This is a genomic window from Actinospineispora eucalypti (genome assembly GCF_039543365.1).
In the GTDB taxonomy this organism is placed as follows: domain Bacteria; phylum Actinomycetota; class Actinomycetes; order Mycobacteriales; family Pseudonocardiaceae; genus Pseudonocardia; species Pseudonocardia eucalypti.
In genome coordinates, this window is sequence record NZ_BAABJP010000007.1 from 95,146 (window position 1) to 109,096 (window position 13,951).

The following is a 13,951-nucleotide window of genomic DNA, read 5'->3' on the forward strand; positions in this document are numbered from 1 at the left end:
CGCGGGCCAGCGCGCGTGGCCGCTAACGTGAAGTCGTGCCCTATCCCGACGAGCTGCTGGTCGCCGGCGAGCGGGTGCTCACGCACCAGCACCCGCATCCCAAGATGCTGGTGTTCCCGGCGCTGGCCCTACTCGTCACCGTGGGCGGCGCCGCGTACCTGGCCGCGCTGATCGCCCCGGCCCCGTGGGCGCCCTACGGATTCTGGGTGCTCGGCCTGGTGGCGCTCGGGCTGATCGTCTGGTGCGCGGTGGCGCCGCTGCTGCGCTGGAGCAACACGCACTTCGTGCTGACCAACCGGCGGGTGCTGGTCCGCGAAGGGGTGCTGACCAGGTCCGGGTTCGAGATCCCGATGAACCGGATCACCAGCGTGCGGTTCCGGCAGACCGTGTTCGAGCGGATGCTGGGCTGCGGGACGTTGAGCGTCGAGTCGGCGTCGGACGAGCCGCTGGACTTCTCCGACATCCCGAGCGTCACGCACGTGTACGCCCTGCTCTACGAGGTGGCCGACGCCGGCTGAGCCGCGCGGTCGTGCAACGTGCGTGCAAGGGTGTCGCCGGTCACCCCCGGCTCCTAGGTTCGTTGCATGGGCAACTTGCGTTTCGGCATCTTCCTGGCTCCGTTCCACCCGGCGGGGGAGAACCCCACTCTCGCGCTGCAGCGTGACCTGCGGCTGATCGAGCACCTGGACCACCTGGGCTACGACGAGGCGTGGATCGGCGAGCACCACTCGGCCGGCAGCGAGATCATCGCCTCGCCGGAGATCTTCATCGCGGCCGCCGCCGAGCGCACCCGGCGGATCAAGCTGGGCACCGGCGTGGTCTCGCTGTCGTACCACAACCCGTTGTGGGTGGCGGAACGATTGGTGCTGCTCGACCACCTGACCCGGGGACGGGCCATGCTCGGCGTCGGTCCCGGCTCGCTGCCCACCGACTCGGCGATGATCGGGCTGAACCCGACCCAGACCCGCGAGCTGCTGGAGACCAACCTGGACGTGGTCATGCGGCTGCTCCGCTCGGACGAGCCGGTCACCATCGACACCGGCACCCACCGGCTGCACGAGGCGCGCCTGCACCTGCGGCCGTACTCGGACTTCGACGTGGCGGTGGCCGCCGTGGCCTCGCCGACCGGGCCGAGGCTGGCCGGGCGGCACGGGGTGGGCCTGCTGTCCATCGGCGCCACCCTCACCCAGGACGGGTTCGACGCGCTGGCGCACCACTGGAACGTGATGGAGGAGCGCGCGGCCACCTTCGGCACCACGGTGGACCGGGGCAAGTGGCGGCTGGTCAGCCCGATGTACGTGGCGGAGACTCGCGAGCAGGCCTACCGGGACGTGGAGTACGGCATCGAGCAGTGGTTCCGCTACTTCCAGAAGGTGGCCGCATTCCCGCAGATGGCGGTGGAGGGCGGCAACGTCCGCGAGATGATCGACTTCATCAACAGCTCGGGAGCCGGGGTGATCGGCGCCCCGGAGGACGCCCGCGCGCAGGTCCAGCGGCTGGTGGACCAGTCGGGCGGCGGGTTCGGCGCGTTCCTGCAGCTGGCGCACGAGTGGGCCAACCCGGAGGCCACCCGGCGTTCCTACGAGCTGATCGCGCAGCACGTGATGCCGGAGTTCCAGGGCCAGGCCGAGTCCACCCGGGCGGCCAAGGAGCGCGCCATGTCCACCCGCGAGGGCATGGCCGCCCAGCAGCACCAGGCGGTGGCCCACATGACCGAGAAGTACCAGAAGGAGCTGGCCAACAAGGACTGACCCGCCGGCGCCGGCACACCTTGCGGGACGCTCTGTAACTCGCTTAGTCTCTAAGCGAGTTACAGAGTGAGTGAGGCGGCGATGGATCAGACCTCGGAACGGGATGCGCTGGTCAAGGCGATTGTCGAGCGGCTGGCCCGGCAGCACACCACCGCGATGGTGCTTTTCCACCACGCGGTTGCCGAGCGACTGCGGCTCGGGCCGACGGACCACAAATGTCTCGACCTGCTGCGCGAGCGGGAGGCGCTGACCGGCAGCGAGCTGGCCGGCCTGACCGGGCTGACCACCGGTGCGGTGACCGGCGTGGTGGCCCGGCTGGAGAAGGCCGGCTACCTGCGCCGCGAGCCCGACCCGTGGGACCGGCGCAAGCAGGTGCTGCGCCCCGTCCCCGAGCGGGTGGAGGAGATCCATCGGGTGATCACCCCGTTGCGGGCCGAGGTGGCCGAGCTGCTGGACCGCTTCGACGCCCACCAGCTCGCCGCCATCGCGGATTTCCTCTCCGGGACCGCCGAGATCGGCCACCGGCAGGCCGCGGTGCTGCGCGCCGAATCGCTCACTCGGACCCACAACCGATCGGAGCCGTGAAATGAGCACCCTCGACGTACCCGGCGCCCACCTCCACTACGAAACCCTCGGCAACGGCCCGCTGCTCCTGCTGATCCCCGGCGCGCCCGGTGTCGGCGGCATCTTCGCCGCGCTGGCCGCCCGGCTCGGCGACCGCTACACGGTGGTCACCTACGACCGGCGCGGCTTCTCCCGCAGCTACCTCGACGGGCCGCAGGACTATGCGCACCGGCTGCGCACCGACGGCGACGACGCCCGCCGGCTGATCGAGCACCTCACCGACGAGCCGGCGACCGTGTTCGGTTCCAGCTCCGGCGCGGTCGTCGCGCTCCAGCTGCTCACCGACCGTCCCGACGTGGTCCGCACGCTCATCCCGTACGAGCCCTGCGCCCTGCGTCTGTTGCCCGGAGACGGGCGGGAGGAGCTGGACTTCTGCCGCCACCTGTACGACCTGTACCGCCGGGCCGGAACGGCCCCCGCGCTGGCCGGGTTCCGTGAGTACTTCTTCCCCGAGTGCGACCACGCGGTGATGAGCCGCCCCGCCGAGCCGGCGACCGCGCCGCAGATCATCGCCAACGCCAGCTACTGGTTCGAGCGCGAACTCTGCTCCTACACCCAGGAGTGCCCGGACGGTGATCTGCTGACCAGGCACGCGGACCGCATCGTGCCGGCCGTGGGCCGGGCCTCGCGCGGCTACCCGACCTATACCAGCGGGATCATGCTGGGCGAGATGCTCGACCGAGCCGTGCTCGAACTGCCCGGCGGGCACACCGGCTACATCACCGACACCGCCGATTTCGCCGCCGAGCTGCTCGCCGCGCTCAACTGAGGCCGTGCTAGCGTGACTCGTGACCAGATTTGAAATCTGGTCACCGGTCACGGGAGGACCTCGATGGGGCGGAACGAGCGGGCGGCCCGGATCCTGGACGCCACGGCCGAGCTGGTGCTGCGCTGGGGCTCCAAGCGGGTCACCATCGAGGAGGTCGCCAAGCGCGCCGGCATCGGCAAGGGCACGGTGTACCTGCACTTCGAGTCCCGAGCCTGGCTGTTCATGTGCGTGCTGATGCGCGAGTCGCTGGAGCTCATGGACCAGCTGGCCGGCGAGATCGAACGGAACCCGGCCGCGCTGCTGCCCGACGAGCAGGCCCGGCTGACCTTCCTCGAGGTGCAGCGCCGGCCGTTGCTGCTGGCGATGTTCTCCCGGGACGGCGAGCTGCTCGGCGAGATGGCGCAGGACCCGGCGGTCGGGCCGTTGCGGGGCATCAAGGGCGAGCTGGCCGACGACATGTTCGGGGTGCTGCGCGAGCACGGCCTGCTGCGCACCGACCTGGACGTGGAGACGATCCGGTACCTGGTCGGCGCGATCCAGACCGGTTTCTACCTGTATCCACCAGTTCCGGGCTCGATCGGCGACGACCCGGAGCGGGCCGCCTCGGCGCTCGCCCACGCCATCCGGTCCGCCGTCCAACCACCCGGTGAACCCGAACCGGCCGCCCTGGCCGCCGCCCTGCCGGGCGTCCTGGCGGGCTACCAGCGGATGCGCGCCGCACTGGCGCGGGCCGTCGCCGGGCGACCTCCCGGCGAAGCCGGCGCGGGGCGGGCGCCCGGTTTGGTGTCCGCCGGAGTCACCGTTGACACGACTACCCGAGGTGCGTCATGAGCGAGTATCTGCGCCGGTTCGACGAGCTGGGCTCGGGTGACGTCGGGCTGGCCGGCGGGAAGGCCGCCAACCTGGGCGAGCTGACCCGCGCCGGCCTGCCCGTGCCGCCCGGTTTCGTCCTGACCACCCCGGCCTACGACCGGTTCGTCGAGGCCACCGGGATCGGGCCGGAGATCCTCGAGCTGAGCCGGCCGGGTGGTGACTACGACCGGGCGTCGGAGCGGATCCGGGCGTTGTTCACCGGTCGGGAAATCCCGGCGGAGATCGCCGCCCAGGCGGTGGCGGCGTATCGGGAGCTGGGGGAGCCGCCGGTCGCGGTGCGCTCGTCGGCCACCGCCGAGGACCTCAAGGACGCCAGCTTCGCCGGCCAGCAGGACACCTACCTCAACGTGCGGGGTTCCGACGCCCTGCTCACCGCCGTCCGGGACTGCTGGGCCTCGCTGTGGACCGCCCGCGCCCTGGCCTACCGCGAGCGCCGGCACATCGCCCCGGACGAGGTCAGCCTGGCCGTGGTGGTGCAGGAGATGGTGCCGTTCGAGCCGGACACCGCGGCCGGGGTCATGTTCACCGCCAACCCGGCCAACGGCCGCCGCGACCAGATCGCGGTCAGCGCCGCCTGGGGGCTGGGTGAGGCGGTGGTCAGCGGGGCGGTCAGCACCGACGACCTGGTGATCGAGTCTGGCCGCGTGCGGGAGCGCAACACCGCCGACAAGCAGGTCATGACGGTCACCACCGAACGCGGCACCGAGGAGGTCCCGGTGGACGACCGGCGTCGCCGGGAGCCCGTCCTGGACGACCGGGACGCGCTGCGGCTGGCCGCGCTGGGCGCCCGGATCGCCGGGCACTACGGGGCGCCGCAGGACATCGAGTGGGTTCGCTCGCACGGTGAGCTGCTGATCGTGCAGTCGCGGCCGGTCACCGCGCTGCCCGAACCGGTAGGCGAGGTCCCCACCACCTGGCCGGAGCCCTACCCGAAGGGCTACTACTTCCGGGCCAGCATCGTCGAGCAGATGCCCGACCCGCTGTCCCCGCTGTTCGCCGACATGATCGACGGCTCGGTGACCCGTTCACTGGGGGCGCTGATGAACCGGGCGTTCGGCCGCGCCGTCATGCGGGAGGGGGACATCCGGTTCCCCACGATCAACGGGTACGCCTTCTACTACTACCGCCGGGCCGCGATGTGGCGGATGCTGCTGCGTTCGCCGGCGGCGATGCCCAAGATCCTTTTCCGGCGGAACGACGACTTCGGGGTCTCCGGGTGGCGCGGGCAGGCTCATCCCCGGTACGTGGAGGCCCTGCGGGCCTGGGCGGGCCGGCCGGTCGGCCAGCTGTCCGACCGGGAGCTGCTGGACGGCGCCGGCCAGTTGCTGGACGCCGGCACCACCTACTACACCGCCGTCCAATCGGTGATCCCGCAGGCCGCGCTGAGCGAGATGTACTTCCAGGCCTTCTACAACCGCCTGGTTCGCCGGAAGGGCGACCCGCCGGCGGTGGAGTTCCTGGTCGGCTACGACAGCCAGCCCATCCGGGCCGAGAAGTCCCTGTACGACCTGGCGAAGTGGGTCGGCGCCCAGCCGGGGCTGGCTGATCAACTGAACAGCTCGGAACGGCCCCCCGAACTCGATCCCGAGGTGTGGCGGGAGTGGCGGGAACGGTTCGACCGGCACCTGGCCGAGTTCGGCCACGTCGCCTACAACCTGGACTTCGCGGCGCCCGTACCGGCCGACGAACCGGGCACGCTGCTGGACGCCCTGCGCTTCCACCTCGGTGGTCAGGGCGGCGACCCGCACGAGCGCCAGCGGCGGTCCGCCGACCGGCGGGAGGCGCACACCCGGGCGGTCCGGAGCCGGCTGGGCCCGGTGCGCCGGGCGCTGTTCGACCGGCTGCTGCGCCGGGCGCAGGACACCGGACCGGCCCGGGAGGACGCGCTGGCCGACATCAGCCTGGCCTGGCCGGCCATCCGCCGGATGCTGCTGGAGCTCGGCCGCCGGCACGCCGGGTCCGGGATCTTGCCCGCCGCCGAGGACGTGTTCTGGCTGCGCCACCGGGAGCTGGCGTCGCACGAGAAGGTGCCGGCCGAGGTCATCGCGGAGCGCCGAATGACCTGGCGCGGCCAGCGCCGGGCGAACCCGCCGCAGATGCTGCCCGAGATCGGCTGGATGAAACGGGCGCTGGCCCGCGCCATGCCGGCCGGCGACCAGTCCCAGACCGGCGACGTGATCACCGGGGTGGGCGCGAGCGCGGGCGAGGTCACCGCCCCGGCCCGGGTGCTGGGCGGCCCGGAGGAGTTCGGGCAGATGCGGCCGGGGGAGGTGCTGGTGGCCCGGATGACCACGCCGGCCTGGACCTCGCTGTTCGCCATGGCCTCGGCCGTGGTCACCGACGTCGGCGGCCCGCTGAGCCACAGCTCGATCGTCGCCCGGGAGTACGGCATCCCCGCCGTGCTCGGCACCGGGGTCGCCACCCAACGCCTGGCCAGCGGCCAGCGCATCCACGTCGACGGCGACGCCGGCAAGGTGACCCCGGCGGACTAGTGCCTGTTCGTCTTCCCGGCGTCACCTTCGAAACCGGTCCGGGACGGCGGTGCCGGCAGACGGCGGGGCCGGTTTCAAGACGGCTCGGACGGCGCGGTTGGCGCGGTTGGCGCGGACGGCGCGGACGGCGCGGACGGCGCGGACGGCGCGGACGGCGCGGACGGCGCGGACGGCGCGGACGGCGCGGTTGGGTGGCCTCCCGCCGCTCGGGCGCGGCCTGTGGCGCTGCTTTCGGGCACCCGGCGCCCTCTCGCTACGCACTGTAATGGCCGGATCGGCTTCCGAACTGTTTCGAGCTACCGTCACCCGCCGAGCGCTGGACCAGTCCGCTTCGATCATGGAAACCACCGGACCGAGCCAACACTCGATGAAGCCACCCGCCCCAGCTGCCCACGGCCCGGCCGCGACCCGACCACGGTCCGTAGCCGACTCACGCACCTTCTGCGGCGGTTAAAGGCGGTGAGGTTGATGTGGATCTTGATTGCGCGCCAGACCCCCGGTGGACTCGTCAGCGGGGCAGTTGGTTCGGTAGGCCGTTCGGGGCGTGGAGGGTGCCTTCGGGGGTGATCCGGGCGCTGGTGTCGCCCCGGGGGATCGGGATGCGGGCGTCGGGGCAGGCGTAGTCGGTGCCGGCGCCGCACACCCCGCCGAGCAGGTAGGGCCGGTTCAGCAGGTCCTGGGGGAACGCGTGCGCATGCATGCTGAAGATCTGCACCGGCACGTTGTAGACGAAGGCGAACGACGAGTTCATGATGCCGACCAGCGCGAGCAGCCGGAGCAACTGCTTGCGCCTCGGCGTGGTGTTCACCCGGTTGATGCCGCGCTCGGCCACTGTGTGGCCGCGGTCGTCGCGGAAGAACCGGACCGCCGCGATGAGCCCCCAGGCGACGCCCCAGATCGCGCCGACCCACAGTGGGTACTTGTAGTAGTGCTCGTCGAACAGGGAGATCGCCGGGTGCCCGCCGCCGTAGGTGTACACCCCGGTGCGGGTCCAGAAGACCTCCAGGACGAGGTCCGCGACGGCCAGCGAGCCGATGGCGATCATGGTCAGGCCGAACTTGCCGGTGCTCGGCCACCGCTCGCGCGCCCGGCTCATCAGCTTCCCGGCGAGCAAGGTGGCCAGGTACATCGGGCCGATGTAGCAGCCCAATCCCCAGATGATCGGCTCGGCCAGCGCCTGGCTGGACTGCCAGCCGGGGGCGTGGCACTGCGGGCAGCCCAGGTTCACGGCGGTGGAGTTGTAGGAGATCGTGGTCTGGCTGTAGCTCACCCACGGGTCCTGGATGGCCCACATGGTGGCCCAGGAGATGACCATCATCCCGTCCAGCGTGAGGTGCCCCTCGCGCCGCCACGGCCGGATCACCACCAGCCAGATCACCACCAGGGCCAGTACGCCCAGCGCGATCTCCTGCGCGCGCACCGAGACCGTCGCCCAGGCGGGCGCGGTGTCCCGCCCGGCCGTGGTGGGCACCAGGTCGCCGGCCAGCCAGGACGATCCCCACTCATAGATCATCAGGAGCAGGAAACCGGCGCCGACCAGCGCCCAGAACATCACCGGCCGCGGGGTGCGCTCGACGGTCACCGGTACGGCGGGCCGCGGTTCCACACTGGTCATGGCGCCCACGCTCCGGCCGGCCCGGTCGGCTGGCAAGAGCAACGATTACTCAGTTCGCCGGCAGCCAGTTGCCGTGGAAGAGGAACGGCACCCGGGCCGGCAGGTGGACCTCGGCCAGCCTGGTGAGGGTGCTGGCCTCGACGATGAGCAGGTTGCTCACCCCGTTGGCCCGGTCGTACGTGAATCCCATCAGCAGGCCGTCCTGCTCCGGGGCGTCCGGGCTCGCCGGGATGGCGGAGAACTCGCCGGGCAGGTGGCCCGGTGGCAACGGCAGCTCGCTGGTCTTGTCCGCGCCGAGGTCGTAGCGCAGCACCGACCCGGCCAGGTCGTCGGGCCCGTTCTGTTCGAAGGCCACGGTGTAGCCATAGGTGTGTTTGCGGCCGATCCGGCGCGGGTCGACCATGGGGAACTCCTGAGTCCGCTCGTTGAGCAGCGACTCCTTCACCGCGCCGGTGGTGAGGTCGACGGTCCACCGGTTCAGCCGGGGCTGGCCGACGTCCAGCACCTCGCGGACGTCGTACTCGGGCTTCCCGGGCGGCGGCCCCTCGATCCGGACCGCGTCGCAGACCACGGCGCCGTCCTCCTCGTACGCGTTCAGCGTGTGGAACACGTAGCAGGGGTCGATGTCGAACCAGCGGACCGCCGCCGGGCCGTTGCGGGGAACGAGGCCGATCCGCGCCGGGTGCCTCGCGTCCCACCGCAGCGGCAGCTGCCCGGTCTTCGGCCGGGGCAGGCGGTGAACCAGTGGCCGGGCGATGGCGCTGGGCGGTTCGAACCGGGCGGCGAAGGCGAGCGCCGCGCCGGGCAGCCAGCGCGGCGCCATCCGGCGCATCAGCAGTTCCGGGTCCAGCACCAGCGGGGTGTCGAAAAGAACCACGTAGTTCTCGGTCAGCGCGATGTCGTGCAGCAGCGGCCGGCCGGGCACGTCGATCTCCTCGGCCTTGCGTACCCGGCCGTTCGCGCTGACCACCACGTACCTGGCCTTGCTCGGCCCGGTGAACCCGTAGGTGACCGCATGCAACTCCCCGGTGGCCGGATCCACCTTCGGGTGTCCGGTGAAGCCGCCGGGCAGCGTGCCGCCGAAGTCGCACGGGCCGACCGTCTCCAGCTCGTCGGTCAGCTCGTACGGCGGCCCGCCGCCCTCGGCCACCACCAGGGTCCGCCCGGCATGCCCGAACACCCCGGTGTTGGGCGCGATGAACGTCGGCCGGCCGCTGTCCGTCACCGGCTTCTCGCTGAGCAGCCGGGACACGTGCGGCGCGCGCACCCACCGGCTGCGGTACCACTCCGCGTTGCCGTCGCGCAGCCGCACGCCGTGCACCATGCCGTCGCCGGTGAGGCCGAAGATCGAGTAGTTGGCCGGGTCGAACTGCCCGGGCAGGGGGTTCGGCCCGGTGCGCACGTACCGGCCGTCCAGGTGCTCCGGAATCGTGCCGGTCACCCGCAGCGAGGCGACGGTCTCCTCCCGGGCCGCCGGCGCGACGTAGTCACTGGGGAAGTCCGGCATGGTGGCCTCCAGGAGAACTGTGTTATACAGTGCCTCCATGGTGACACGAGCGATCGCTCGCCTTCAATTCGTCTTTCGATGACGCCGGCGACCAGCGGGCCTGGTAGGCGGCGGCGCCTGCCGCAACAGGACCGCTCGCGTTCGATGGTGCGGGCCATCCTGGACGCCGCCCGCACGGTGCTCGAGAACGACGGCTACAGCGCCGCGAGCACCAACAAGATCGCCCGTGCCGCCAGGATCAGCCCCGGCTCGCTCTACCAGTACTTCCCGGACAAGGACGCGATCGTCGCGGCGGTCGTCCAGGAGTACACCGACCAGCTGGTCGCCCGGGTGACCGGCCACCTGCTCTCCAAGATCGGTACTTGCGGGGAGCGCGAGCTGATCCGGGAGTCGCTGCAGGTCACCCTGGACGCGCTCGAGGAGCAGCCCGAGCTGGTGCGGGCCATCTCGGAGAACACCCCCCGGCTGGGCGTCAGCCAGAAGATCGCCGCGGTCGAGGAACGCATCGGCGAGCTGGTGCTGGCCCACCTGCGGCTGCGTTCGCAACCGGTGCCGCGGTCCTCGGTGCGGGTGTGGATGTCCGTGCGCGTGGTGGAGCACCTCACCATGCGCTACGTGCTGGACCGCCCACCCATCGAGCGCGACGTCTTCCTGGACGAGGTCACCGACCTGATCGTCCGCTACGCCTACACCTGAACCGACCCCTCCGCCGATTCAGTCACTTTGGCACGCTGATTCAGTCAACACTGTTGACTGAATCAGGGTGCTGAAGGCACTGAATCAGGGTGCTGAAGGCACTGGGACGGGGTGGGTGGCGGTTAGCCACTGGTCGAAGGTGGTGGGGGTCAGGCGGGCGTCGGGGGTGGGGAGCAGGATGTCGCCGGCCATGGTGGCGTCGAAGATGCCGCCCGACCAGGTGGGCACCAGCTTGACCTGGCGGCCCTGGGCCGCCAGGGTGCGCCGGGCCATGTCGACCAGGTCCTGGGTCTCCGGGCCGGCCACGTCGGCGTAGCGGCCCTTCGGCCCGCCGGCGGCGACCTCCGCCAGCACGTCGGCGAGGTCGGCCGGCGCGATGGGCTGCACCAGTAGCGGCGCGATGGTCGCCACGCCGTCCTGCTCGGTCCAGCTGGCCACCATTCCGGCGAAGTCGTGGAACTGGGTGGCCGGGACGATGGTCCACGGCACCGGGCCGGCGGCCACCAGTCGCTCCTGCTCCCGCTTGCCGGCGTAGTGCGCGTTGCCGGGCACCCGGTCCACGCCGACGATGGAGAGCAGCACGTGGTGGCGCACCCCGGCGCGCTGCTCGGCGGCCAGCAGGTTGGCGGTGGTGGCGGCGAAGTAGGCCACCGTCTCGGCCTCGCTCGACACCGGGCCGTTGGTCGCGTCGACCACCGCGTCCACCCCGGCCAGCGCCTGGTCCAGGCCCTCGCCGCCGACCAGGTCGACGCCCAGGGAACGGCTGATCCGGGTCACCTCGTGCCCGGACCGTTCCAGCGCGGCGACGGTGAGGGAGCCGATGTTGCCGGTGGCGCCGGCTACCGCGATTCGCATGACGATCTCCTTCTGTTCCGGTTGTCTGCCACCGAGATTATCTCGGACTTTGCAGATCCGCAATATCCGCAGATATGCTGTGACGGTGAAGTTGCCCGTGAGCACCGAGTGGGTGTTGCACTGCGTTGCCTCCCTGGCGCAGCTGGAGCCCGGCGGTACCGCGTCGGCGGCGCAGCTGGCGGAGTACTTCGACGTGCCGGCGCCGTACTTGGCCAAGCAGCTGCAGTCGGTGGTCAAGGCCGGCGTGCTCGCCGCGACGACCGGCCCCCGGGGTGGGTTCCGCCTGGCCCGGCCGGCCGCCGAGATCACGCTGCTGGAGGTGGTGGAGGCGGTGGACGGCGCGTCCGCGCCCTACGAGTGCCGGGAGATCCGGCAGCGGGGCAAGGGCGGGCTGCCCCCGGAGGACTGCCGGGAGACCTGCATCCTGGCCGCCAAGATGGCCGACGCGCACCGGGCCTGGCGGGCCAGCCTGGCCGGCGTCACCCTGGTGGACATCCTGGACGCGCTCCCGCCGACCGCGCCCGCCCGCACCCGGTCACTGCTCACCGGCCGCTAGCTGTCCCGGGCCGCCGGTTCGCGGCCGCGAGGACCGCGCTGATTGATGATGATCACCCGGACCCCAGGGCGCCCTGCCAGGCCCCGACCCGCACACGGTCAACTCATCCTTAGAGACTCTGCCGGCACGCAGAACGTCTCCGAGGATGAATTGATCAGTGGGAGAGGCGGATGGCCGGGTCGATGAAGCGGTTGGTGGCCACGTCGGCGGCGCGCAGGCCGGGTTTGACGGTGGCGCCGGTGCGGGTCAGGACGGGGGCCATGGTGTCGATCATCGACTGCACCCGGGCCGGGTCCATGCCGCCGAGTGCGCCGCCGCGGTCATTGGTCACGATGCGCAGGTCGCGGAGCATCTTGGCGGCGTAGTCCGCGACACCCCGCGAGTAGGTCCAGCCGGAGTTGTACCGGTTCACCACCTCGACCAGCAGCTCGTTCGTCGGCCCGGAGTTGTTCAGGTAGTCGACCTGCGCGCGCTGGATGATCGGCACCAGCCGGGCCAGGCAGCCGGACAGCGACTCCAGGTCACCCGTGCGCACCGACAGGCCCTGCGGGTAGATGTTGTAGCCGACATCGGCGAGCAGCTGGTAGCTCACCGGCTTGCCCCAGCTGGGCACCTCGTGCTCGTAGATGTACGGCTCGCTGGTCGGGTAGCCCTGCTGGGCGATGGACGGGTCGGCGACGAACCGGGCCGGGGCGCCGGTGTAGCCGGTGTCCACCTGGTCGGCCTTGATCAGGCCCTTGGCCACGAGCAGCGGGGCGTAGAAGCTGTCCTTGGCCACCACCACCTTCGCCCCGGAGCGGCCGATGTCGGCCACCCCGCGCCAGTCCGGGTGGGTGGCCGGGTCCCACATCAGGCTCATCGGGCTCTTGTTCAGCGGGGCGACCACGGCGGTCACCGGCTGGTTGGCCGAGGTGGCGATGGCCAGGTCACCGTGCACCGAGCCGAGGGTGATCGAGCGGTCCAGGTACATCTGCGCCGGCACGGTGCCGAAGCCGATGGCCGCGCCGCCGCTGCGCACCTCCACCTTCACCCCGGTGTCCTTGCCGCCGACCACCAGCGGGCCGCTGACCCGCTTGTGGTCGGCGTCGATGGTGTAGCCCGGGCCGATCAGCTGGTACTCGGCGGCCTGGTTGGCGTCCGGCTCCCAGACGTCCTGGATCACCACCGTCTCCGGGCACACCCCGGCCAGGCGCTGGTTGCCCTCGGCCGGGGGCAGTGCGGCCGGTGCCGGCCGCGCGGGCTCGGGCGGCCCGCCGGCACAACCGGCCAGCAGGCCGGTGAGCATGAGGGACAGCAGCAGGACACGTCGCATCGGGTGAGTCTCCGGGAGTCAGGGCTTGCGGGCGACGCCGCCGTACTGCAGCGCCGGGCGGAGGCCGTCGGCCTCGGCGGGATCCGGGCGCCAGGAGGTCACCGGGCCGATGTCCGGCTCGATGATCTCCAGGCCGCGCAGGTAGCGGCGGAACTGCTCGACCCGGCGCAGGTGGTACGGGTCGATACCGGTGGTGTTGCGGTCGGCCACGCCCTGGTGCAGCGGCCCGCCGTCGTCGAAGCCGTCGGCCACGATCAGGTAGCTGCCCGACGGCACCGCCGCGACCAGCCGGTCCACGATCGCGCAGGCCTCCTCGAACTCGGCGACATGGCCGAGGATGCCGAGCAGGCAGATCGCGGTCGGCCGGTCGAAATCCAACGTCTCCGCGGCCTCGGCGAGGATCGTCCCCGGGTCGTGCACATCGGCCTCGAGATAGGTGCACACGCCCTCGGGGGTGGAGCTGACCAGCCACGCCTGGGCGTGCGCGAGCACCACCGGGTCGCTGTCCACGTACACCACCCGGGCGTCCGGGTGGATCTCCTGCACCACTTCGTGCAGGTCCCGCAGGTCACGCGGGCCGGGCAGCCCGCAGCCGATGTCCATGAACTGGCGCACGCCGCCCTCGGTGGCCACGTAGTGCGCCGCGCGCATGAGGAACTTCCGGGTCTGCTTGGCCAGGTAGAAGATGTCCGGGAACGCGCTGGCCATCATGTCGCCGGCGGTCCGGTCCAGCGGGTAGTTGTCGTCGCCGCCCTGCAGGTAGTTCCACATCCGGGCGGGCGAGGGCTTGCGGAAGTACTCGTCCCCCAGCACCGGCGGCTTGGGCGGCCGCATCATCCAGGAACTGTCCTCGCTCACCGTTCCCCCCGCCCTCGGTCGAAGTCCCACCCCGGAGTGTTAT

13 protein-coding genes are annotated in these 13,951 nt (G+C 71.5%); 8 read left to right on the forward strand and 5 right to left on the reverse strand.

The features are described from left to right. Positions 1-35: 35 nt before the first annotated feature. The 6 genes from ABEB12_RS07970 (at position 36) to ABEB12_RS07995 (ending at position 6,509) form a co-directional block, all read left to right on the forward strand. A complete protein-coding gene (locus ABEB12_RS07970) occupies positions 36-518 on the forward strand; it encodes a PH domain-containing protein (RefSeq protein ID WP_185064274.1) in 483 nt (160 codons plus the stop codon). Between the two features lie 66 nt (positions 519-584). Next, the gene (locus tag ABEB12_RS07975) at positions 585-1,751 is read left to right on the forward strand and encodes an LLM class flavin-dependent oxidoreductase (protein ID WP_185064275.1); all 1,167 of its coding nucleotides are present in this window, start codon (positions 585-587) and stop codon (positions 1,749-1,751) included. A gap of 81 nt (positions 1,752-1,832) precedes the next feature. After that, on the forward strand, positions 1,833-2,336 hold the full coding sequence (locus ABEB12_RS07980; RefSeq protein WP_185064276.1) for a MarR family transcriptional regulator: 504 nt from the start codon (positions 1,833-1,835) through the stop codon (positions 2,334-2,336). A gap of 1 nt (position 2,337) precedes the next feature. Beyond that, positions 2,338-3,144 carry an alpha/beta fold hydrolase gene (locus ABEB12_RS07985; RefSeq protein ID WP_185064277.1) on the forward strand — a complete coding sequence of 269 codons (807 nt, stop codon included), beginning with the start codon at positions 2,338-2,340 and terminating at the stop codon, positions 3,142-3,144. A gap of 63 nt (positions 3,145-3,207) precedes the next feature. Further along, complete coding sequence (locus tag ABEB12_RS07990; RefSeq protein WP_185064278.1) at positions 3,208-3,975, forward strand: TetR family transcriptional regulator; 768 nt, start codon at positions 3,208-3,210, stop codon at positions 3,973-3,975. Further along, the gene (locus ABEB12_RS07995; RefSeq protein ID WP_185064279.1) at positions 3,972-6,509 is read left to right on the forward strand and encodes a PEP/pyruvate-binding domain-containing protein; all 2,538 of its coding nucleotides are present in this window, start codon (positions 3,972-3,974) and stop codon (positions 6,507-6,509) included. Before ABEB12_RS07990 ends, ABEB12_RS07995 begins: the two co-directional genes overlap by 4 nt. Positions 6,510-7,017: 508 nt before the next feature. On the opposite strand, the gene ABEB12_RS08000 is transcribed toward ABEB12_RS07995, so the two are convergent. Next, entirely contained in the window at positions 7,018-8,124 is a 1,107-nt protein-coding gene (locus tag ABEB12_RS08000) for a spirocyclase AveC family protein (RefSeq protein WP_185064280.1), read from the reverse strand. 49 nt (positions 8,125-8,173) lie between these two features. Continuing rightward, positions 8,174-9,670, reverse strand: coding sequence for a carotenoid oxygenase family protein (locus ABEB12_RS08005; RefSeq protein WP_345702656.1), 1,497 nt, complete (start codon positions 9,668-9,670; stop codon positions 8,174-8,176). Between the two features lie 39 nt (positions 9,671-9,709). On the opposite strand from ABEB12_RS08005, the gene ABEB12_RS08010 reads away from it, so the two are divergent. Beyond that, a complete protein-coding gene (locus tag ABEB12_RS08010) occupies positions 9,710-10,327 on the forward strand; it encodes a TetR family transcriptional regulator (RefSeq protein ID WP_185064281.1) in 618 nt (205 codons plus the stop codon). Between the two features lie 84 nt (positions 10,328-10,411). Here the strand turns inward: ABEB12_RS08010 and ABEB12_RS08015 are convergent, their stop codons facing one another. Further along, positions 10,412-11,182 carry an NAD(P)H-binding protein gene (locus tag ABEB12_RS08015; RefSeq protein ID WP_185064282.1) on the reverse strand — a complete coding sequence of 257 codons (771 nt, stop codon included), beginning with the start codon at positions 11,180-11,182 and terminating at the stop codon, positions 10,412-10,414. A gap of 85 nt (positions 11,183-11,267) precedes the next feature. Here ABEB12_RS08015 and ABEB12_RS08020 point away from each other — a divergent pair, with 85 nt between their 5' ends. Then, positions 11,268-11,738, forward strand: a complete 471-nt coding sequence (locus ABEB12_RS08020; protein WP_185064283.1) for an Rrf2 family transcriptional regulator — start codon at positions 11,268-11,270, stop codon at positions 11,736-11,738. Between the two features lie 154 nt (positions 11,739-11,892). On the opposite strand, the gene ABEB12_RS08025 is transcribed toward ABEB12_RS08020, so the two are convergent. Then, positions 11,893-13,050 (reverse strand): ABC transporter substrate-binding protein, encoded by a 1,158-nt coding sequence (locus ABEB12_RS08025; protein ID WP_185064284.1) that lies wholly within the window; start codon positions 13,048-13,050, stop codon positions 11,893-11,895. Positions 13,051-13,068: 18 nt separating this feature from the next. After that, positions 13,069-13,908, reverse strand: coding sequence for an SAM-dependent methyltransferase (locus ABEB12_RS08030; protein ID WP_221498512.1), 840 nt, complete (start codon positions 13,906-13,908; stop codon positions 13,069-13,071). Positions 13,909-13,951: the final 43 nt, after the last annotated feature.